Source organism: Micromonospora sp. DT62 (assembly GCF_049847285.1).
Lineage (GTDB): Bacteria > Actinomycetota > Actinomycetes > Mycobacteriales > Micromonosporaceae > Micromonospora > Micromonospora reichwaldensis.
The window spans coordinates 41,173-60,075 of record NZ_JBNCOB010000012.1; the positions used below are offsets into that span (position 1 = coordinate 41,173).

An 18,903-nucleotide genomic window follows, 5' to 3' on the forward strand; every position below is an offset into this window, starting at 1 on the left:
CGGGTCAGTACATCGAGAGATGAACATGGTTCGTGTGGTCGGCGGCGGGGCTGCCGCTGCCGCCGTACGCCCGCCAGCCGGTGCCGGGGTGCCAGATCTGCCGGTACCAGATCACGTAGAGCACGCCCAGCCGGCTGGCGTTGCGCACGTGCCAGGCGGCGAGGCTGTCCCCGTACGACTTGTCCCCACCGGTGGCGGTCTTGTCCTCGAACCCGCCGGTGGCGGCCGAGAAGTCGCAGGCCCGGCCCTTGGGGTGTTCGCCGGAGCCGCCGCTGCGGTAGCAGGAGACGTGCCGCTTGTAGCCCGCGGCCTGGGTCTGCTTGAGGGCGTTGAGCGTGCGCGGGGTGATGCAGCCGGAGGTGGTCGGGTCGTTCACCGAGCAGGACTCCGACGGCCAGGAGCCGTCCGAGTTGCGGGGGGCCGGCTTCGCCGAGGAGGAGTTGCCGCCGCTGAAGCCGCCGCTGCTGCCCGAGCTGACCTCCGCGAGCGCCGCCTCGGCCTCCTTCTTCTTCTTCGCCATCACGGCGAGCTGCTTCTGCTGCTCCCGCACCTCGGTGTCGATGGCGATCTTGGCCTGCCGCGCCTGCTCCCGCGCCTCGATCAGGCTGCGCAGCCGCCTGCTGTCGCGCTGTGCCATCAGGTCGAGGCTGGCCGCCCGGGCCAGGAACGCCTCCGGGGAGGCGCTGTTGAGCAGCATCGACGTGGGCGTCAGCCGGCCCAGCCGGTAGGACTGGGCGGCCACCTCGCCGACCTGCGCGGTCAGCTCGACCAGCCGGACCTCCACCGCGCCCAACTGCACGGCCAGCTGCTTCTGCCGGACCTTGGAGTTCTCGAGCTTCCCCTTGGCCTCGATGTGCGCCTTGGCGGTGGCTTCCAGGGCGTCCCGGAGCTTCTTGGTGCCGCCCTCGTTGGGCTCCGCGTACGCCGGCGCGGCACCCACGCCGAAGAGCAGCGTGACGGCGACGAGCAGGGCGGTCAGCGGACGGCGGGCACGCCGCCCGGCCAACAGGGCGGTCAGCGGGCGGCGGCCGCGACGCCCGACGGGCATGGTCCTGCGCACGAAAGCATCCTTCCGTCGGCCGCCGGCCCCGGATGACAACACGGCGCGGCGGCGGCCCCCGCCGGGCGCCGGTCGGCGGCCTGCTGGCGGAGACCGGCGGTCAGGATACCGGACGGAGCACGCCGGGCCAGGCCCGCGAACGCCCGGACCACCGAACGCACACGCAGGGTCGCAGCGGCGTCACGCGCCGTCGAGCAGCGCCTCGCGTACCCCCACCCAGATCTGCTCGCTCGCGGCGACCAGGAGGCCGTGGCCGTCGTCCCCCGGGCGGTAGTCGGTGCCGTCGAAGCGCCGGGCGACCCCGCCCGCCGCCCGGACCAGCAGGGCGCCCGGGGCGTGGTCCCACGGCAGGGTGCGCCAGAAGAGCACGAAGTCCTGGTCCCCGGTCAGCACGTCCAGGTATTCCCGGCCGGCACAGTGCTGGCCGGGCAGCATCTCGCCCAGCCGCGCGCCGCCCGCCTCGACCAGCGCGCGCGGCGCGGCCGGCAGGGCGTGCGACATCGCGGCGCCGCGCACCGCGTCGAGCGCGGGCGCCCGGTCGCCGGTCCGCACCGGCCGGCCGTCGAGCCAGGTGCCCTCGCCGGCCCGCGCGACGGCCAGCGTCCCCGCGAGCGGGTCGAGCACCCACGCGGCGACGGGCTCCTCGTCGGTCAGCAGCGCCACCATCAGCGCGAACGGCTGCCGGCCGGCGGCGAAGTTCGAGGTGCCGTCGACCGGGTCGACGAGCCACACGTCGCCGGATCCGCGCAGGTGCTCCAGCAGGGCCGGGTCGTCGGCGACCGCTTCCTCGCCCACCACGACCGAGCCGGGACGCAGCTGGCGCAGGGCCGCCGAGATCGCCTCCTCGGCGCGGCGGTCGGCGACGGTGACGAGGTCGCCCGGCGCCTTCTCGCTCACGTCGGCGTCGTCGAGCTTGCGGAACAGCGGAAGCACGACCTGATCGGCGGTCTCACGCAGCAGACCACCGACGTCGTCGAGCAGGGTGTCAGCCACGTGGCGGCAGCTTCACCACGCTGACGAAGAACTCGTCGATCTGCCGGACCACCGAGATGAAGCGCTCGAAGTCCACCGGCTTCGTCACGTACGCGTTGGCGTGCAGCTGGTAGCTGCGCAGGATGTCCTCGTCGGCCTGGGAGGTCGTCAGCACCACCACCGGGATCCGGCAGAGCTGCTCGTCCTTCTTGATCTCCTCCAGCACCTCCCGGCCGTCGCGGCGGGGCAGGTTCAGGTCGAGCAGGATCAGGTCCGGCTGCACCACGTCGGCGTACTGGCCCTCCCGCCGCAGGTAGGCGAGCGCCTCGGCGCCGTCGGAGACGACAGTGAGCCGGTTGCGGAGCTTGTGCTCCTCGAACGCCTCCTGGGTCATCAACACGTCACCCGGATCGTCCTCGACCAGCAGGACCTCGATCGGGCTCTTGCCGTCCGCCGGCGCGGTCATCCCACCGTCTCCCTCATGTCATCCGTTCTACCGCCTTCCGGTGCCCGGCCGGGCCCGTCCGTGGTCTCCGTCTCGTCGCCGCGCCGGTCGGCCTGCGCCGGGGTGCCGCCGCCCGCGCCGTCCCCGGGCGTCTCGTCGCCGTCCCCGGCCACGCCGTCCCCGGTCGCCGGCTCGGCTGCCGACGCGGCGGCCGCCTCGACGTCCTCGGGGAGCGCCGGGAGGGTGAAGCGGATCGCCGTGCCCTCCTCGGTGTCCGTGTCCACCCAGACCCGACCGCCGTGGTACTCCACGATCTTCTTGACGATCGCCAGCCCGATCCCGGTGCCCGGGTACGCGTCCTTGGCGTGCAGCCGCTGGAAGATGACGAAGATCTTGTCAGCGAACTCCGGCTCGATCCCGATGCCGTTGTCCTGGCAGCTGATCTCCCACTCGTCGCCCACGAGACGGGCCGAGACGTGCACCTTCGGGGGCACGTCGGGGCGGCGGAACTTGACCGAGTTGCTGACCAGGTTGGCCAGCAGGTTCGTCAGCAGCGGCTCCTCGCCCCGGATGACGGGCAGCTCGCCCCAGGTCAGCTCCGCGTCGGCGTACTGCCGGGCCGCCTCGGTCTGGCCGGCCACGTCGCCCATGACCTTGTCCATGTCGACCTCGGTGAAGCCGGTGGTGAGCCGGCCGATCCGGGAGAAGGCGAGCAGGTCGTTGATCAGGCGCTGCATCCGCTGCGCGCCGTCGACCGCGAACGCGATGTACTGGTCGGCCCGCTCGTCCAACTGCCCCGCGTAGCGGCGCTGGAGGAGCTGGCAGAAGCTGGCCACCTTGCGCAGCGGCTCCTGGAGGTCGTGCGAGGCGACGTACGCGAACTGCTCCAGGTCACGGTTGGAGCGGGTGAGTTCCTCGGCCTGCTTCTGGAGCTGGCTGTTGACCCACTCGATCCGCTCCCGGGCCTCCCGTACCTCGGCCAGGTCCTTGGCGATCTTGCGCCGCATGGCGTCCACGTCCTCGGCGAGCCGGAGGAACTCGGGCGGGCCGGCGCCGGCGATGCCGTGCTGGTAGTCGCCCTCGGCCACCTCGCGGACCTGGTCGGCGAGGCCGGTCAGCGGGCGGATCACCATCTTGTCCAGGGAGACCAGCAGCATGCTGCCGGCGATGATCACCACCGCGACGGCCGCGATCAGCAGGACGACCAGCAGGTTGCTCGTCCGCAGGACGTCCTCGGCACTGCGCTGCCGGGCCTCGAAGATCTCCTGCTGAAGGTGGTCGACGGCGCCGCGTACGTCGTCGAACTGTTCCCGCGCCTCGTCGGTGATGAGCGCCTGCCCCGCGGCCGTGCCGTTCTGCTGCGTCGTGGTGACCACCGGCACCGCCACCGCCTGGCGCCACGCCTCGGCCCGTTGCTCGACCAGCCGGATCTCCTGCCGAAGCTCCGGATAGTCGTCGACCAGCCGCTGCATCGAGGCGACCAGGTCCTGCTCGCGCTTACGGCCCGCCTCGTACGGCGTCAGGTCGGCCGCGTTGCCGCTGACCGCGTAGCCGCGGACCGCCGTCTCCTGGTCCAGCAACGCGTTCAGCAGCTCCTGCGCCTGCACCCGCAGCGGGCCGGTCTTGTACAGGATCGCGTCGATGTGCGTCCGGTTCTTCGCCGCCAGCGCCACCTCGCCGCCGGCCAGCCCGATCAGCAGGATCGCGACGACGGTGAGCAGCGTGACGACCCGCCGGCGCAGGGTCCAGTCGCCGACGCGCGTCACCGGCCACCGCCCCGGCTGACCAGGAGCATGGCGACGTCGTCGGCGAACGGACCGCCGTTGAGCTGCTCGGCGCGCCCGACCAGCCAGGCCGGCAGTTCCGACAGCGGCACGGCGAGGGTCGCCGGATCGGCGAGCAGTCCGCTGAGGCCCGGCACGTCGAGGCGCTCGTCGCCCTCGCCGATCCGACCCTCGATGAGGCCGTCGGTGTACATCAACAGGGACCAGTCATCGGTGTCGAACTCCAGGTCGTAGGCCACGGGCCGGCGGGGTCGTACGCCGAGCAGCAGGCCGCCTGGTGCCGGAACCGGCACCACCTTGCCCCCGGCGAGCAGCAGCGGCGGCGGGTGCCCGGCCAGCCGGACGGTGGCCCGGTTGGCGTCGAGGTCCAGCCGCACGGTCGCGACGGTCGCGAAGATCTCCTGGAGCCGGCGCTCGCTCATCAGCACCTGTTCCAGCGCCGGGAGCACCTCGTCGTCGGGCACGCCGGCGAGGATCAGCGCCCGCCAGGCGACCCGGAGCTCGACGCCGAGGGCCGCCTCGTCCACGCCGTGCCCGCAGACGTCGCCGACGATCAGGTCGAGCCGGTCGGGCCGGGTCTGCACCACGTCGTAGAAGTCTCCGCCGATCAGGGCGGCGTGCCGGCCGGGCCGGTAGAAGGTGTGCACCGCGACCACGTCGGTGGTCATCAGCGGCTGGGGCAGCAGGCCCCGTTCGAGGCGGGCGGACTCGGCCTGGCGCAGCTCGACCTCGCGCAGCCGCCGGGCGTTCTCGTCGGCCCGCTTGCGCTCCACCGCGTAGCGCAGCGCCCGGGTCAGCAGCACCCCGTCGACCTGGCCCTTGACCAGGTAGTCCTGGGCGCCCTCGGCGACCGCGACGATGCCGAGGTGCTCGTCGGAGCGGCCGGTCAGCACGCAGACGGCGGCGCCGCTGGCCATCTCCAGCACCTGACGCAGCCCGTCGAGGCCCTGCGCGTCGGGCAGACCCAGGTCGAGCAGGATGCAGTCGACGCCCATCACGCGCTTGCGCGCCTCGCTGAGGCTGGTCGCCACCAGCAGGTCGATCATCGAGTTGGTCTCGGCGAGCAGCTCACCGACCAGGAAGGCGTCGCCCTCGTCGTCCTCCACCAGCAACACCCGCAGCCGCTCGCCGGGAGGCAGGTTGGGATGACGTCCCATGCCGCCGTGCGGGTACGGCCCGGCGGAGGAACCGGCCAGGCCGGTCCCCCGGTGCGGCCGGGTCACCGCCGCGAGACGCGGGAGTTCGCTGGTGATGTCGGGCTCCTTCCGAGTGCCCTGCTGATCCTGTATTAGACAACGTTCGCACACAACACGACGGGCTCCGCATGCGCGGGCATGGGTCGGATCACTGCGCGGCGAGGGGCAAAGCGGGCGTCTGCGCTCCCCCGGCCCACACCGGGAGTCCCGCCGGCGGTCCCCGGGGTGCAGGATGGTGCCCACCTGAGACCCGTCCCGAGGAGACCCCGTGGGCGCACCCCCCACCCGCCCCGCCGACCGTGCGCTGGCCCGGCCCCGTCGCCGGCTGGCCGCCGCCGCGGCGGCGCTCGCCGCGCTCGTCGCCGTCGGCGCCGGCACCCTGCTCGACCTGCGCACCCCCGCGCCGCGCCCGGCCGACGCGCCGCCGGGCGAGTTCAGCGCCGCCCGGGCGTACGAGCACGTCGAGGTCGTCGCCGCGCGGACGCACGTGGCGGGCAGCCCCGCCAACGACCAGGTCCGCGCCCACGTCGAGGGGGTGCTGCGCGGCCTCGGCCTGGAGACCGAGGTGCAGGACACCGTCGCGCCCGAGGCCGGCCAGCTCAGCGGGGCGGCCGGCGGGGCCACCCTGGCCCGGGTCCGCAACGTGGTGGCCCGGCTGCCCGGCACCGACCCGACCGGGAAGGTCTTCCTCGTCGCGCACTACGACTCGGTGCAGTCCGGGCCGGGCGGCAACGACGACGCCGCCGGCACCTCGGCCATCCTGGAGGTGGCCCGCGCACTGGCCGCCGGCCCCCGGCCGCGCAACGACATCGTCTTCGTGCTCACCGACGCCGAGGAGGCGTGCCTGTGCGGGGCGGCGGCGTTCGCGTCCAGCCATCCGCTGGCCGCCGACGGCGGCGTGGTGCTCAACCTGGAGGCGCGCGGCTCCACCGGTCCCGTGATCATGTTCGAGACGTCGCGGGACAACGCCGCCCTGGTGGACGCCTTCGGTCGGGCCGCCCCGCACCCCGTGGGCACCTCGTTCGCCGTGGAGATCTACCGCGCGCTGCCCAACGACACGGACTTCACCGCGTTCCTCGACAAGGACTTCGTCGGGCTCAATTCGGCGTACATCGACGGCGGGGCGATCTACCACACCCCGCTGGACACGCCGGCCGCCATGGACCGGGCCAGCCTCCAGCACCACGGCGACAACGCCCTCGGCCTGGCCCGCGAGTTCGGCCGCGTCGACCTGACCGCGCTGGACGCCGGGCACGACGCCACCTACTTCCCCGTCCCGGGCGGGCTGGTCCGCTACCCCGGCTGGCTGGTCCTGCCCCTGGCGCTGCTCGCGCTCGCCGCCGTGGCGGCCCTCGGCTGGCTCGCCCTGCGGCGGGGCCGCACCACCGGGGGCCGGCTCGCCGCCGGCTTCGGGCTGGCGCTGCTGCCGCTCGTGCTCGCCCCGCTCGCCGCGCAGCTGCTCTGGGCGGCGATCACCGCGCTGCGGCCCGGCTACGCCGAGCTGCTCGACCCGTACCGGCCGACCTTCTACCGGCTGGCCGTGGTGGCGCTCGCCGCCGCCGTCCTGTTCACCTGGTACGCGCTCACCCGCCGCCGGGTCGGCCCGGCCGCGCTCGCCATCGGCGGACTGGGCTGGCTGGCCGTGCTCGGGGTGCTGCTCGCCGTGCTGGTGCCCGGCGGCGCGTACCTGGTCACCCTCCCGGCCCTGGCCGGCGCGCTGGCCGGGCTGGTCGCGCTGAGCGTGCGGATCGACGGCCCGTGGCCGGTGGTCGCGACGACCCTGGCCGCCGCGGTGGCCGTGGTGATCCTGCTGCCCACCGTCGTCCTGCTCTTCCCGGCGCTCGGCATGGCGATGGGCGGGGTCGCGGCGCTGGTGGCGGTGCTGCTCGGCCTGGCCGCGCTGCCGGTGGTCGACCTGCTGCACCCGCAGGCCGGCGGGCAGCGCGGACTGCTCGCCGTGCGCGCGCGCCGACTCGGCGCGCTGCCGGCCGCCGCCACCACGCTGGCGGCCGTGGTCCTCGCCGGGGTCGGGCTCGCCGTCGACCGCTTCGACGCCGCGCACCCCGCGCCCACCCACCTGATGTACGCCCTCGACGCCGGCACCGGGCAGGCCCGCTGGCTCAGCCACGAGGAGGATCCGCAGCCCTGGACCGACGGCTACGTCGACGGGGTGATCGAGGTGGCCGACTTCCCCGGCCTGGGCGACGCCGAACTGCGCGCCGGCCCGGCGCAGGCGGCGAACCTGCCCGCCCCCAAGCTGGAGGTGCTCGCCGACACCACCGCCGGCACCGAGCGCACCCTGCGCCTGCGGCTCGTCCCGCAACGCCAGGTCCGCCTGACCACCCTGCACGTGGACGCGGCGACCGCGACGGTGCTGCGGGCGGAGGTGGCCGGCCGCGCGGTGCCGGTGGAGGCGCGGGAGGGGCGCTGGGGCTTCGGCCTGGTCTTCCACGCCCCGCCGCCGGAAGGCATCGAGGTGACGCTGACCGTCACGCCGAAGGCGGGGCAGGTGGCGCTGCGCGCGATGGACGCCAGCGACGGCCTGGACGCCCTGCCCGGCTTCCGCCCGCGCCCGCCGGACGTGGGGATCAAGGGCTCGCACAGCTCGGAGATGGTGGCGGTGGCCCGCACCTACCCGCTGTAGCCGGCGCGCACTGAGCCCCGTCGAGGCACTTCGTAGATTGGGTTGGCATGAGAAGGCGACACCGGATCTCCACTGCCGCACTACTGCTCGCCGTGTTGGGACCGACTCTTGGAGGGTGCGCGGGCGACGACGAGCCAGGCAGGGTGACGCTCGACATTCGCCTGTCCGTCTGTGACAAGACCGGCCAGAAGTGCTTCGATCTCGGCGTACCGGACGCGGAGGTGGTCCTACTGGAGTCGAGTGATGAGCGGATCACCGCCGGGCGGACCGACGCCACGGGAAAGGTCACCCTCAGCGTCCGAGAGGCAGGACCCGGCCGGGCCATCGTCACGCATCCCCTGATCGAGGACGGCCGCAAGGAGGTCGAGATCGCCTTTCCTGCCCAGAACGGCGAGCTGAGTCAGACGATCTGGGCCCGCCTGTCGGAAGACGCGTTAACGGGTGGGTGAGTGCCTCGCACGACCCGGGGGACCGCATCGCGTACAAACTCCGGTTGCACGTCCACGCCGGAGGGAGCATGAGCGCAGGACGGCATGATTATCGCTCAGTGGCCCCCCCCGAACGGCTCTCGCGATGCAGGTCAGTGGCCATGTCGCTACTACTTCCAGCGGAAGTGCACGAACCGGGCCAGACCATCGCGTTGACCTGCGACGCAACGCCACCGCAGGATCGCGGGAACAGATCGGGCACAACTCGGCGCATCACCTGGCCACCGCCCGCCGAGTACCGGACAGAGCCGCGTCGACCAGGTTCCGCGTCCGGTCGATCGCCTCCGGCCACTCCCCCGCGTACGTGTTCAGAGTGATGATCGGCGTTGCATGCCCCAGCGCCATCTGAACCGTCTTCACGCTCGCCCCGCCATGGATCAGCAGCGTGGCGAAGTAGTGGCGCAGCCCGTGATAGCCGAACCCCTCCGGCACCCCGTCGACCGCTTCCACGGCTTTTTTCCACGGGTAGGCCCAACCGGTGCGCTGCATCGGGTTGCCCCGGCCGCTGGTAAACAGCAACTTCGCCTGCCGAGTTACCGGCTTGCGCGGGTTCGTCTCGTCGAGAATCTCCACGTCGACCGGCGGGAAGAGTTCGATGTGGCGGGCGAGCGCCTCGGCGACGACCTGGCCCATCTCCACGGTTCGCCGACTGGTCGTAGTCTTCGGTGGTGCGAGCCGTGGCGACTTACCCGCCGGGGTGACGAGCTGCTGAACGATACGAATCTCTCGGCGTAGAAAATCGACGTGCTCCAGCTCTAGGCCCCACGCTTCGCCCTGACGCAGGCCGGAGCCCGCTGCCATGTATACAAGCGCCCGGTACCGCTCCCGGCTTGGCTTGCCCGGATCCGGCTTCACGCTGAACGCATCGGCGAGGGAATGCACCTGGTCCGGTGTGGGAATGAACCGCTCAACTCGCTCGATCTCGGGTAGCCGAATGCCGATGCACGGGCTACGGCCGATCATCCGGTCGCGGGTCGCCGCGTCGAACATGCCGACCAGGACGTGGTACACGACTCGCAGCGAGGACGGCGCGAGCACCTTTGCCCGGTCCTTCACCCATGCCTGGATGTGCGAGGGGCGGACCTGCGCGAGCTGCATCCGACCAAGGATCGGCTCGACGTGTACGCGTAGGGTCATCTCGATGCGCGCCGCAGTCGCGTCCCGGTGCAACTGGTGCTTGCGCCACTGTTCCCCGTAGGCCATCACGGTGACCTTGCCGGCGGCCGGAGCGACGTACTGGCCCCGGGATACGTCGGCGCGGGTGTTTACGTCGAACTGTTCCGCGTCGGCCCTGCGCTCGAACAGCTTCTGTTTGGGCTGGCCAGTGTCGTCGACGTATCGGGCCCGCCAGCGCTTCCCCCGGCCGTGCCGTTTGGAAGGAAGCCGTTTGCCGTCCGGACCGCGCTTGCCCAAATACCAGAGATCATCGACGGGCATTTCAAGCCGCCTGCCTTTCGATGAGCCAGGCCCGTACGTCGGCCGGGTCGTAGCGCAGATGCCGACCGACGCGAGATGCCAGCGGGCCGACGCGACGGTGCCGCCACTGATACAGGGTGGCGACGGGTACGCCGAGGTAGGCCGATACCTCCTCGACGGTCCAGAGCGGTTCGATGGTGCGCCTAGCCATGGTCCTGTACTCCTTACTGATTCTGGGTCTCGTTACGCGGCTACCGGCAGACTGCCGGCGAGGGCCGATCCGGTTTCGTGGGCGAGTTCTTCGCGGCCGGTGGTTTGTCGCTCTCTGGCCATGGCGGCGGCGGTATTGGCGAGCAGAGCGTCACCGGTGGTGTGCCAGCCGACGCCGGCGAAGGTGAGGGTGCCGACGATGAGGGTGGTGTCGTCGTCGTGATGCTCGTCGACGAGCTGCCGGCCGGGGTGCTCGTGGTCCTGGTCCTCGTGCCGGCGGAAGGCCACGCGGGTGTCGCGCAGGAGTTGGAAGGTGACGGAGTAGCGGCGGGCTTTGGTGAGGAAATGGCCGCCGAAGCCGAGCATGTGCGCCCAGCGGCGTAGCCGGGCGTACGGGTTGGCCGTCGTTGGTTTCGTCGATTCGGTGTCAAGGCTGGCTTGACGGAGGGCGACGCAGGTAGGGCAGGCGGCGTAGCGGGTGTGGGTGCCGCAGTCGGGGCATTCCCAGCGGGCGACGAAGCCAGGCCGGGGGCGAGGGTCACGGGGCCGGTCGAGCAGCGGCGTGGGGGTGCCGGTGGGTCGGCCGATGCGCCAGCAGGCGTCGATGAGGCGGGCGGTGTGGTCGCCGTCGGGGTCGGCGTAGTCGCCGATGGTGTCGGCGGTGAGCCTGACGGAGCGGTGCCCGGTTACCTCGGTGCTTTTGGTGGCGTACTTGGCAAGGTAGCCGGCGACCATGCTGTCGGTGACCTCACCGCGACCGTCCAGGCTGATGGGGCGGATGTCGAGCTGTTCGCCCCAGGCGATCGGCCAGCCGTCGGGCCGGTCGGGGTGGCCGGGGGTGGCGAAGGCGACCTGTGCGGCGGCGTGCTGGATTGCATCGTCGAGGTCGGCGACGGTGAACCCGGCCGGGGGTGGGATGACAGCGGTGGGGTCGGTGGGGTGGACGCCGTCGAGGCGGACCAGGGCGTGGAAGTGCACCGCTGCACGTGCTTGGAACTCGGCGGCTTTGCCGTGGGACAGCCGGACCGGCGGGACCTTCCGGGTGTTGCCGGAGGCGGTGACGACCTCGACCCGAGGGATGCCACGGCGGCGGGCGAGCTTGGCGAGCCACCGTTCCGCGGCTTGCTTGGTGCGGTGCCAGAGCTCGCCGGAGTAGAGGTTCCAGACGACCTGGTGGCCGTGGTCGTAGCAGTCCAGGCACAGCGGCTGGCCGAGGACGGTGTCGTCGGGTTCGTGGCGGGCCCAGCACACGGCGGGGCGGCCGTGGGGGCAGTGGCCGGCGTCGCGGCGGGCGTGGCAGGGTTCGGGGCGGCAGTCGCAGCGGTTCCGGTTGCCGCAGGTGTGCCGTTTGACGGCGCGGACGTGCACGGTGCCGAAGGACGGGGCGGTGAAGGTGGCGAACACCGCCGGATGCTGGGCGACCGTTTCCGGGACGCCCTTGCCGCCGACGAGGCCGGCGCGCAGGAGTTGGTAGGCGTCGCGTTGGTAGGTGCGGGCGCAGGACGGGCAGACGGTCGCGCGCCGGTTGCCGCAGGCGGTGTAAATGGCGGCATCGGGCATGGCGTCGGTGTGCCGCTGATCGAGCACCCGGCCGGTGGACGAGTCGACGGTGAGGAGTTGGCCGGCGAGGCGGATAGGGCGGGTGCAGCCGGCGGCGGCCCGGACGTGCTCGATCCAGCCGAAGTAGTCCGGCTGTGTGGCGCGGGCGAAGGCGGAGCCGGCGGCGGTATAGGCGTAGACGGGCGGGACGTCGGCGTTCGAGCCCACACCCCGGGCCGTGATGGTCCGGGGTGTGAGGTCCAGCGTCGACGCCATCAGGCCGCAACCTCAGGGGTGAGGGTGCGGGTGGTGATGGTGCGTTCGGTGACGATGACCCGGCAGGCGCCGCACTGGCGCGTGGCCGGCTCGTGCCGATGACAGGGAATCTGCGTGGTGGTGTTGCCGCAGCGGATGGTGACCGGTGCGCGGCAGGGTCCGCCGGGGATGACGTCGACGAGGGTCCGGCGGATGTCGTACGGGTGCCCGTCAGGGTTGGCGGGGCAGGTGTGCTCGATGTGTTCGATGTCGACGAGGTGAATGGTCATCGGGCACCCCGGGCCATGGCGAGGAGTTGCCCGGCGACGGCCGGGGCGACGTCGAGCCGGTCGGCCAGCTCGTCCGGCGTGATGGGTGCCCCGGTGGACTGTTCGTGCTGCACGGCCGCGAAGCGGGCCATGGGCAGCAGGTGGGCAGGGACGTCGACCGGCTCAGGGGCCGGGACGGTGACGGGTTCCGGTTCCGGCTGAACAACCGGCGTAACGGTCGGCTCAGCAGCCGGGGCCGGCTGGGCGGCCTGGGTTGGGGTCGGTTCGGGTGCGGGGGTGATGGCCGGCGGTGCCGGTTCGGTGGTGACCTGCTCGGCCACCTGAACGCGGATCGGCTCGACCTGCTCGACCTGCTCGGCGGTCGGCGTGGTGTCTTCCGACCTGGTGGGGGTCGGGGCGAGGACGAGTTTGACCAGGGCCATGAACGCCAGAGCGGGAACGGCGGACAGGAGCCATCCGGAGATGCCTGGCTTGGCGACCGCGAGTTGTGCGGCGAGGGAGAGTCCGGCAGCGGCGATGAGCAGGAACAGCGGGTAGCCGATGGGTGCGCCGAGGCGGCGGCGTCGGCGGATGGTGAGTAGGCAGGCGATGGGGACGAGTTCGGAGATGACGGCGTTGGCCCAGCCGAACCACTGCCCGGTGCCAGCAGGGGAGTTGGCGAGGGTCCAGTCTTTGACGTGGGTGAAGGACGCGGCTCCGGCGAAGCCGGCGACGGTGAGGAGGATGAGGACCAGGACAACGCCCTCGATGCGGGTGCCGGCGGTGGGTTTCATCGCGGGTCACCCCCGGTCGGTGCGGGGGCGGTCCAGCCGCAGACGTCGCAGTTGTAAAAGCCGCAGTATTGGCAGCAGTCGCGGCGGTCGATGGTGGTGAGCGGGGTGTTGTCGGCGCAGTAGTAGTCGCCGCAGGGGCAGGGGTTGGGCGTGTTCATCGGTGGCCTCCGTGGCAGTCGAGGCAGCAGCCGTAGCGGCGGGGGATGTAGTAGGGCTGCAGGAGCCCGCAGGTTCGGCAGGTCCGCCGGGCACGTAGCGCTTTGGCGATGGCCTCCCGCTGGGCGGGGGTGGCGACGCGCTTGGGTTGGGCGAGGTCGAGGCGGTAGAGGTAGGCGAGGCGCTTACCGCGACGCCAGAGGATCTGCGCGACGGGGTCATGACCGCCCGGACGTAGGCCGGCGGCGCGTAGTTGCCGGCGAGTAGCCAGCCCGGCGGGGGCGGACTGGAAGGGGTAGGTGGGGAACCCGTAGCGGCTGCCGGTCGGGTCGTAGAAGCGGGAGGCGAGCCCGGTCGGCTCGGTGAGGGTGGTCATGGGCGGTCTCCCCAGCGCTGCTGGGCGGCCTGGCGGGAGATGCCGAGCCGGGAGCCGATTTCGGCCCAGGAGTAGCCGAAGGCCCGCAGCCCGATGACGGCGTCAGTGATGGCCTGATCGAGGTCGGCGGACAGGGCAACCAGGTCGCGGAGGGCTTCGACGTCACCGGTAGCGACGCGGCGGCCGTGGGCGCGGATGATGCGCCGTGCGAAGGCGGCGAACTCGTCGTTCTCGACGACCTCTCGACGCCGCTGCTGTCGAGGAAGAGGCGTCAAGGTCTTCTTGACAGTGCTCACAGGTTCTCGCCTCCTTGGGTGTGGAGGCGGTCCCACTCGTCAGCGGCCTTCTCTAGGGCGGTGATGACCTGCTCGGCGGTGCGGGTCGGGTCGTCGTTCCACGAGTACGGGGAGGTGTGCTCGTCGAGCAGGTGGCCGTCTTCGTCGATGTGGAAGACGGGTGCGAAGGCGTCGAGGTAGTCGACGAGCGCGGCGATGCTCTGCCGGTAGATGTTCTCGTCGGCGGACGAGAGGAGGACCGGGTGCATGAGCGGTTTGCCGGCGCAGGCCATGCCGATGGCCCCGACGGCGCAGGCCGGCGAGGTGAGAGCGTCGGTGGTGGCGTAGTAGATGCCCTGGGTCCAGCCGTGCCGGCGTAGGTAGAGGGCAGCCATCCGCAGCAGGTCAGCCGAGCTGACCTGGACGGTGGGCGGTTGGTGGGTAGCCTTCATGGCAGCCACGTCCTTTCGGTAAGGGCTGTTGGCGGGTGGTCGGCAGGACCGGGAAGCTTGCGAGGCAGATCCGGTCCTGTCGGCCGATTAGGAAGAGCGCAGCCGCAGGTAGCGGCGGTGGCGGGTGTCGTCTCCGCCCATCTGGTGGGGTGCGGAGACGAAGACGAGCCGCCCGGTTCGGGAGGCGGCCTGGATCATCACGGCCAGGTCCTCGGGACTGCCGACGATCCACATTTCGGTGTACTGGTTGGCGCGTTGGTTGTTCGCTCTGGCGTTGGCGCGTTCGCGGGTGGTCATGCCGCCACCGCCAGATCAGGCGTGCTGGTCGAGGTGGTAAGTCGGCCGGGTCGGCGGATCCAGGCGGCGTAGTCGGCGATGCCGGCGATCTGGGCGTCGGAGAGGTAGGCGACCTTGATGCGGCGGGGGACGCCGCCTTCGGCGATGAGGTACGCCGCGCCCTGGTTGGTGGGCTGGATGTCGGTGGCGGAGTAGCCCTGCTCGGCCCAGCCGTGACCAAGGCGGCCCGCAACGGGCCGCACGCGCCGCCGCCTGGGCGCGCGTCCGTCGCTCCGCTGGCGCTCCGACTCCGGCCACGCAACACGCCCGGCGGCTGGCGCGGAGAGCGGGAGCCCGGAGGGGCCGCCGCATGACGACAGCAGCGTTGACCGGGGTGCGATGGGCCGGCAGCCGGCCGAGCCGCGCGGCCAAGAGCCCGCGCGGCGTAGCGGAGGGCACGCCGGCCGCGTCGGCGAGCTGGCGGCGGTTACGAGGTTGCGGTTACTGCGCCTCCGGCGGGGGCGCTCCGGCTCCAGGATGGCCGGGGCTCCGTCGGCGGGTTGCGGTCCGTGGGTGGTTGCGGTGGGAGCCATCCCGCCCACCGTCGACCCGGGCGAGCCGAGCAGACCGCCGCCCGACCCGCCAGCGTCCGCACGAGTCGTCAAGGTCCGCTTGACGTGGCGGGCCGGGCGGCGGCCCGCTCCCCAGGAGGGCGGGTCGACGGCAGACGGGACGGCAAGACTGGGGTGGTTGGAACCGTTAAGGTAACGGCTGCAGTTGTGGCAGCGCGCGCCCATCAAAGACCAACGATGGGCGCGCGCCAGCTAGCAACTGGAGGGACTTAACGCCTTCTTGCGCGACGCCGAAGCCGAAAGCCCTGAACCAACAAATTGATGAAGAGAATCGTCGCAAGTAGAGGCATCAAGTCGATAATCCAGTCCCACCGCTTCCACTCGCCCGGCTCGAATATGAACGTCATGAGGAAGGCGAATGCAATGACCACCGCAGCAACTTGTGAACTGGTGATCAGTAGGAAGCGGAAAGCTGATTGCATCTTGACTCCTTGCAGGCCGAGCGCACGATTCTAGTATTTCACCCCGCAGAGCTGCTCTCGACCTTCCAGCTCCACGGGTATGAGCCAGCGGTCGTGCCTAGCTCGACGTAGATGTAGGGGTAGGTGGTCGTGTAGCAACCGACGTTCCCCCCAACGCAGTATTCAATGTTTGCCCTCTTGTCGTGCCAGCCACTCCACTTGGTGCTCCGCACGCCATAGCTGTCAACCTGCCAGCCGCGGAAGTAAATTCCCCACGTTTCGTTGTTGATGTATCCGACCGCCCGGTCGATGTTGGTCAGCTTGTTGGTCGTAACGTCGTAGCACCAATCGGTTTCTACATTGAAGCGATAGATGCGGCTTCCGAATACATCCTTCTTCTCGACATAGCTCCACTGATTCCAACACTGAATCGCCAGCGTCCCGATCCCCGATTTGCTTGCCTCTTCTTTTGCCTTTGCAGAGGGCTCGACTGACCGCGCTGGCATCGTCGTCAAGGTGCCGGGATCCCGGGGATCCGGAACGGCGCGGCCAACCTCGGGATCCTGCTTGAGCAGATCGATGTCACTCTCGGTCCAAGTGCCATTTGAAATCCGGTCCAATGCGCTCCGAATCTCCGCAACACTTGGCTTGCTTCCTGCCTGGCCTGCGGCTGCGGCTGAGGCTGAGGCGCCTACTCCTGCGACGACGGTACCTACCATGAGGGTGGCTACCGTGACTTGACCGAGCTTTCGGAGTATAGTAGGTGCAGTTCTCATGTTGCCTCCACGGCGATTGAGGATCCGACGGCCCACGGGCCCAATCCCGTGGGCCGTCTTCGTGCGCTGAGAAATGTATCAAGACAGACACTCTGAGGGTGGCCGCGCGCACGTTCCGTAGCCGAGATGACTACGGAACGTTGTTCTAATACTCGAATCAGTGTCCCGATTCGTAGGCAAAGTGAGCTTTTCTAGTCACCGAGGGTTATGGTAACAAAATCGCAACGGAAGATCACTTGTTGTTTGGTGCTACGCCAGCCGCATTGCCCGCTCCTCCTGAGTGGTAGAGAGCGCAGGGGGTCGACAGATGCAGGCAGGACAGACCCTCAAAGGGACAGGCATACGAGTGGGCGTCAAGCAGCGCAGCAGCAAGAAGGCAGCGCGAGCGCCGGAACGGGTCGACCTTGAACGCGAACCAACGACGTCCGACACCTGCTCGTTGATGGGGGCCGCTGCCAGCTGGCCGCCGCCGATAGGTTCAGGCCGCATCCCCCGGGCAGGGGTCGGAGCCGGTCTCAGCTTGGTCGCCGGACGGCAGCAGGTGTAGCAACCGAGGACACCGTCACTGACCTCGCCCGACCGGCTGAGACCTGCGGCCCATGTTTCCGGACTGGCAGCGACCGCTTCACCGGCAACCGGCGGTTCGGGCCGGGCACAGATCCGGCACAACCGAGCGCGAGTAACGGCGGAAGACGACGGAAACCGACGGAAGGCGTTTCAGCAGGTCAGACGTCGTGCCGGGTATCGCGCGGGAGGTTGGGAGGCTGGGGCTCTTACTTCCAGCGGAAGTGGACGAAGAGGCGGCCGAAGTTCTTCGAGTCCTTCTCGACCCGGTGGTAGAGCTGCTTGACGTCCTTCTGGTCGAGGAAGCGCAGCACCCGCTTCTTGAGCTGGCCGGAGCCCTTGCCGGGGATGATCTCGACGAGGGTGGCCTTCTTCGCCACCGCCTCGTCCATGATCCCGCGCAGGGCCCGGTCGATGTCCTGGCCCTTGTTGAAGATCTCGTGCAGGTCCAGCTTCAGCTTCACCGCACACCCGCCGCCAGCTCACGTCCCATGACGCCGATGGTAGGCCGCCCGACGCCGCCGGCGCACCGACCGGTGATCAGGACGCCATGGACGTCATCCGACGACTTTGACGTCCATGGCGTCCTGATCACCCCGGCGCTCGGCGTTGCGTGTCCCCATGACGAGCGCGAGGGCGGGGCACCTCGCTGGAGCTGCCCCGCCCTCGTCCGCCGTCAGCGGTTGCCCTCGACCCGGGCCTGCACCCGGTCCAGGGCGACGCGGTAGTCGTCGTTGCCGCTGTGCATGGCCGCCGCGATGCGCAGGTGCCGCAGCGCGTCGGCGTGCCGGTTGAGCCGCTCCAGCGTGCGGCCCAGCACGTGGTGGGCGTAGTGGTCGGCGGGGTCCCGGTCGATCAGCTCCCGCAGCTGCGCCTCGGCCCGGTTGAGCTGGGCCGACTGGAAGTACGCGCGGGCGAGCAGCTGGCGTACCGAGGCGTTGCCGGGCTCGGCCTCGACGATCGGCTCGAGCAGCCGGGCCGCCCCGGTCGGGTCACCGGCCTCGAAGAACATGGTCGCCCGCCGGTACTCGGCCAGAAGGTCCATCCGACCCACCCCCTCGTGTCGCGCCACTGTCCCGACGCTGGCACAACATCAGCCGTACCGCGACTGTTCCCGGGGCCGGGAGCCGCGCGGGCCGGGGTCAGGTGGGGGCGCCGTGCCGGCCGGCGGCCAGCTCCCAGGCGCGTACGCCGCCGACGATGCCCGCGGTGTTGGGCACCACCACCACGTCGTCGCCCATCCGGGCGAGCTGCTCGGGGCGGATCAGCCGGGAGTTGCCGCCGCCCAGGTAGAGCCGGTCCCAGCGGAACACCGGGCGCAGCCCGTCCACGACCTGGCGGATGCGGCGGGACCAGAACGCGTCCCCGAGGCGGCGCCGCTCCGGCTCCCCCACGTACGTGTCGTAGGTGGTGTTCCAGCGCACCGGGGCGTGGGACAGCTCCAGGTGCGGGGCGAGCACCCCGCCGTCGAAGAGCGCGCTGCCCAGCCCGGTGCCGAGGGTCAGCACCAGCTCGCAGCCGGTCCCGGCGACCACGCCGGCGCCGTGCACCTCGGCGTCGTTGAGCACCAGCGCCGGCACCCCGAACGCCTCGGCGAGCGCGGTCCGGGCGTCGTACCCGGACCACTGGGCGACCAGGCCCGGGTCGACCTTCGACCGGGGGCCGGAGCGGGTCACGTAGTGCGGGGTGGCGACCACCACCCCGTGCCGGATCATGCCCGGCAGGCCGACGGTGAGCCGGTCCGCCGTGGGCAGCCGGCCGGCGAGGTCCAGCAGCGTCTTCACGAAGAGCGCCGGCGGCAGGGGGTACGGGGTGGGCACCCGCAGCGGCTGGGCGCGCATCGTGCCCGCCTCGTCCAGCACCGATGCCTTGATCCCGCCGCCGCCACAGTCGATCGCCAGTGTGGTCACCACCCGAGCAGTG

At 71.1% G+C, this 18,903-nt stretch carries 22 protein-coding genes; 2 read left to right on the forward strand and 20 right to left on the reverse strand.

The window, feature by feature from the left end:
- Nucleotides 1-4: 4 nt before the first annotated feature.
- The 5 genes from ACPXCB_RS18100 to ACPXCB_RS18120 all read right to left on the reverse strand — a co-directional run bounded on the left by ACPXCB_RS18100 (nucleotide 5) and on the right by ACPXCB_RS18120 (nucleotide 5,418).
- The gene (locus ACPXCB_RS18100) at nucleotides 5-1,048 is read right to left on the reverse strand and encodes a coiled-coil domain-containing protein (protein WP_425876933.1); all 1,044 of its coding nucleotides are present in this window, start codon (nucleotides 1,046-1,048) and stop codon (nucleotides 5-7) included.
- 192 nt (nucleotides 1,049-1,240) lie between these two features.
- Entirely contained in the window at nucleotides 1,241-2,053 is an 813-nt protein-coding gene (locus ACPXCB_RS18105; protein ID WP_425876828.1) for an inositol monophosphatase family protein, read from the reverse strand.
- Nucleotides 2,046-2,498: a response regulator gene (locus ACPXCB_RS18110; RefSeq protein WP_311413128.1), complete on the reverse strand. Its 453-nt coding sequence runs from the start codon at nucleotides 2,496-2,498 to the stop codon at nucleotides 2,046-2,048. The genes ACPXCB_RS18105 and ACPXCB_RS18110 overlap by 8 nt, the downstream gene beginning before the upstream one ends.
- Entirely contained in the window at nucleotides 2,495-4,243 is a 1,749-nt protein-coding gene (locus ACPXCB_RS18115; RefSeq protein WP_425876831.1) for a sensor histidine kinase, read from the reverse strand. Before ACPXCB_RS18115 ends, ACPXCB_RS18110 begins: the two co-directional genes overlap by 4 nt.
- Nucleotides 4,240-5,418 (reverse strand): PP2C family protein-serine/threonine phosphatase, encoded by a 1,179-nt coding sequence (locus ACPXCB_RS18120; RefSeq protein WP_425876833.1) that lies wholly within the window; start codon nucleotides 5,416-5,418, stop codon nucleotides 4,240-4,242. The genes ACPXCB_RS18115 and ACPXCB_RS18120 overlap by 4 nt, the downstream gene beginning before the upstream one ends.
- 307 nt (nucleotides 5,419-5,725) lie before the next feature.
- On the opposite strand from ACPXCB_RS18120, the gene ACPXCB_RS18125 reads away from it, so the two are divergent.
- Nucleotides 5,726-8,101, forward strand: a complete 2,376-nt coding sequence (locus ACPXCB_RS18125; RefSeq protein ID WP_425876835.1) for a M28 family peptidase — start codon at nucleotides 5,726-5,728, stop codon at nucleotides 8,099-8,101.
- A 143-nt stretch (nucleotides 8,102-8,244) separates the two neighbouring features.
- Complete coding sequence (locus tag ACPXCB_RS18130; RefSeq protein WP_425876836.1) at nucleotides 8,245-8,550, forward strand: hypothetical protein; 306 nt, start codon at nucleotides 8,245-8,247, stop codon at nucleotides 8,548-8,550.
- A gap of 252 nt (nucleotides 8,551-8,802) precedes the next feature.
- Here ACPXCB_RS18130 and ACPXCB_RS18135 read toward each other — a convergent pair whose 3' ends face one another.
- From ACPXCB_RS18135 to ACPXCB_RS18205, 15 genes are all read right to left on the reverse strand, one after another.
- Complete coding sequence (locus tag ACPXCB_RS18135; protein ID WP_425876837.1) at nucleotides 8,803-10,026, reverse strand: tyrosine-type recombinase/integrase; 1,224 nt, start codon at nucleotides 10,024-10,026, stop codon at nucleotides 8,803-8,805.
- A 1-nt stretch (nucleotide 10,027) separates the two neighbouring features.
- The gene (locus ACPXCB_RS18140) at nucleotides 10,028-10,216 is read right to left on the reverse strand and encodes a helix-turn-helix domain-containing protein (protein ID WP_425876838.1); all 189 of its coding nucleotides are present in this window, start codon (nucleotides 10,214-10,216) and stop codon (nucleotides 10,028-10,030) included.
- A gap of 32 nt (nucleotides 10,217-10,248) precedes the next feature.
- A complete protein-coding gene (locus ACPXCB_RS18145; RefSeq protein ID WP_425876839.1) occupies nucleotides 10,249-12,030 on the reverse strand; it encodes a replication initiator in 1,782 nt (593 codons plus the stop codon).
- Nucleotides 12,030-12,299: a hypothetical protein gene (locus ACPXCB_RS18150; protein WP_425876840.1), complete on the reverse strand. Its 270-nt coding sequence runs from the start codon at nucleotides 12,297-12,299 to the stop codon at nucleotides 12,030-12,032. The genes ACPXCB_RS18145 and ACPXCB_RS18150 overlap by 1 nt, the downstream gene beginning before the upstream one ends.
- On the reverse strand, nucleotides 12,296-13,072 hold the full coding sequence (locus tag ACPXCB_RS18155; RefSeq protein ID WP_425876841.1) for a hypothetical protein: 777 nt from the start codon (nucleotides 13,070-13,072) through the stop codon (nucleotides 12,296-12,298). Before ACPXCB_RS18155 ends, ACPXCB_RS18150 begins: the two co-directional genes overlap by 4 nt.
- Complete coding sequence (locus ACPXCB_RS18160; RefSeq protein WP_334607467.1) at nucleotides 13,069-13,230, reverse strand: hypothetical protein; 162 nt, start codon at nucleotides 13,228-13,230, stop codon at nucleotides 13,069-13,071. The genes ACPXCB_RS18155 and ACPXCB_RS18160 overlap by 4 nt, the downstream gene beginning before the upstream one ends.
- The gene (locus tag ACPXCB_RS18165; RefSeq protein ID WP_425876842.1) at nucleotides 13,227-13,604 is read right to left on the reverse strand and encodes an RRQRL motif-containing zinc-binding protein; all 378 of its coding nucleotides are present in this window, start codon (nucleotides 13,602-13,604) and stop codon (nucleotides 13,227-13,229) included. Before ACPXCB_RS18165 ends, ACPXCB_RS18160 begins: the two co-directional genes overlap by 4 nt.
- A complete protein-coding gene (locus ACPXCB_RS18170) occupies nucleotides 13,601-13,900 on the reverse strand; it encodes a hypothetical protein (RefSeq protein WP_425876843.1) in 300 nt (99 codons plus the stop codon). The genes ACPXCB_RS18165 and ACPXCB_RS18170 overlap by 4 nt, the downstream gene beginning before the upstream one ends.
- Entirely contained in the window at nucleotides 13,897-14,331 is a 435-nt protein-coding gene (locus tag ACPXCB_RS18175) for a DUF6197 family protein (RefSeq protein WP_425876844.1), read from the reverse strand. Before ACPXCB_RS18175 ends, ACPXCB_RS18170 begins: the two co-directional genes overlap by 4 nt.
- An 87-nt stretch (nucleotides 14,332-14,418) precedes the next feature.
- Nucleotides 14,419-14,628 carry a hypothetical protein gene (locus tag ACPXCB_RS18180; RefSeq protein WP_425876845.1) on the reverse strand — a complete coding sequence of 70 codons (210 nt, stop codon included), beginning with the start codon at nucleotides 14,626-14,628 and terminating at the stop codon, nucleotides 14,419-14,421.
- Nucleotides 14,625-14,870: a hypothetical protein gene (locus ACPXCB_RS18185; RefSeq protein ID WP_425876846.1), complete on the reverse strand. Its 246-nt coding sequence runs from the start codon at nucleotides 14,868-14,870 to the stop codon at nucleotides 14,625-14,627. Before ACPXCB_RS18185 ends, ACPXCB_RS18180 begins: the two co-directional genes overlap by 4 nt.
- Before the next feature lie 829 nt (nucleotides 14,871-15,699).
- On the reverse strand, nucleotides 15,700-16,416 hold the full coding sequence (locus tag ACPXCB_RS18190) for a hypothetical protein (protein ID WP_425876847.1): 717 nt from the start codon (nucleotides 16,414-16,416) through the stop codon (nucleotides 15,700-15,702).
- 773 nt (nucleotides 16,417-17,189) lie between these two features.
- Nucleotides 17,190-17,444: a Smr/MutS family protein gene (locus ACPXCB_RS18195; RefSeq protein ID WP_007465523.1), complete on the reverse strand. Its 255-nt coding sequence runs from the start codon at nucleotides 17,442-17,444 to the stop codon at nucleotides 17,190-17,192.
- Between the two features lie 212 nt (nucleotides 17,445-17,656).
- Nucleotides 17,657-18,025 (reverse strand): tetratricopeptide repeat protein, encoded by a 369-nt coding sequence (locus ACPXCB_RS18200; RefSeq protein ID WP_425876848.1) that lies wholly within the window; start codon nucleotides 18,023-18,025, stop codon nucleotides 17,657-17,659.
- A gap of 97 nt (nucleotides 18,026-18,122) precedes the next feature.
- Nucleotides 18,123-18,893 (reverse strand): ROK family protein, encoded by a 771-nt coding sequence (locus ACPXCB_RS18205; RefSeq protein ID WP_425876849.1) that lies wholly within the window; start codon nucleotides 18,891-18,893, stop codon nucleotides 18,123-18,125.
- Between the last annotated feature and the right edge of the window lie 10 nt (nucleotides 18,894-18,903).

Excerpts from the sequence above, each read along its gene's own strand:
- ACPXCB_RS18140 (WP_425876838.1), bottom strand. The coding sequence starts at position 10,216 with ATGGCTAGGCGCACCATCGAACCGCTCTGGACCGTCGAGGAGGTATCG.
- ACPXCB_RS18100 (WP_425876933.1), bottom strand. The coding sequence starts at position 1,048 with ATGCCCGTCGGGCGTCGCGGCCGCCGCCCGCTGACCGCCCTGTTGGCC.
- ACPXCB_RS18180 (WP_425876845.1), bottom strand. The coding sequence starts at position 14,628 with ATGACCACCCGCGAACGCGCCAACGCCAGAGCGAACAACCAACGCGCC.
- ACPXCB_RS18190 (WP_425876847.1), bottom strand. The coding sequence starts at position 16,416 with ATGAGAACTGCACCTACTATACTCCGAAAGCTCGGTCAAGTCACGGTA.
- ACPXCB_RS18150 (WP_425876840.1), bottom strand. The coding sequence starts at position 12,299 with ATGACCATTCACCTCGTCGACATCGAACACATCGAGCACACCTGCCCC.
- ACPXCB_RS18175 (WP_425876844.1), bottom strand. The coding sequence starts at position 14,331 with ATGAAGGCTACCCACCAACCGCCCACCGTCCAGGTCAGCTCGGCTGAC.
- ACPXCB_RS18155 (WP_425876841.1), bottom strand. The coding sequence starts at position 13,072 with ATGAAACCCACCGCCGGCACCCGCATCGAGGGCGTTGTCCTGGTCCTC.
- ACPXCB_RS18165 (WP_425876842.1), bottom strand. The coding sequence starts at position 13,604 with ATGACCACCCTCACCGAGCCGACCGGGCTCGCCTCCCGCTTCTACGAC.
- ACPXCB_RS18110 (WP_311413128.1), bottom strand. The coding sequence starts at position 2,498 with ATGACCGCGCCGGCGGACGGCAAGAGCCCGATCGAGGTCCTGCTGGTC.
- ACPXCB_RS18120 (WP_425876833.1), bottom strand. The coding sequence starts at position 5,418 with ATGGGACGTCATCCCAACCTGCCTCCCGGCGAGCGGCTGCGGGTGTTG.
- ACPXCB_RS18135 (WP_425876837.1), bottom strand. The coding sequence starts at position 10,026 with ATGCCCGTCGATGATCTCTGGTATTTGGGCAAGCGCGGTCCGGACGGC.
- ACPXCB_RS18145 (WP_425876839.1), bottom strand. The coding sequence starts at position 12,030 with ATGGCGTCGACGCTGGACCTCACACCCCGGACCATCACGGCCCGGGGT.
- ACPXCB_RS18160 (WP_334607467.1), bottom strand. The coding sequence starts at position 13,230 with ATGAACACGCCCAACCCCTGCCCCTGCGGCGACTACTACTGCGCCGAC.
- ACPXCB_RS18200 (WP_425876848.1), bottom strand. The coding sequence starts at position 18,025 with ATGGACCTTCTGGCCGAGTACCGGCGGGCGACCATGTTCTTCGAGGCC.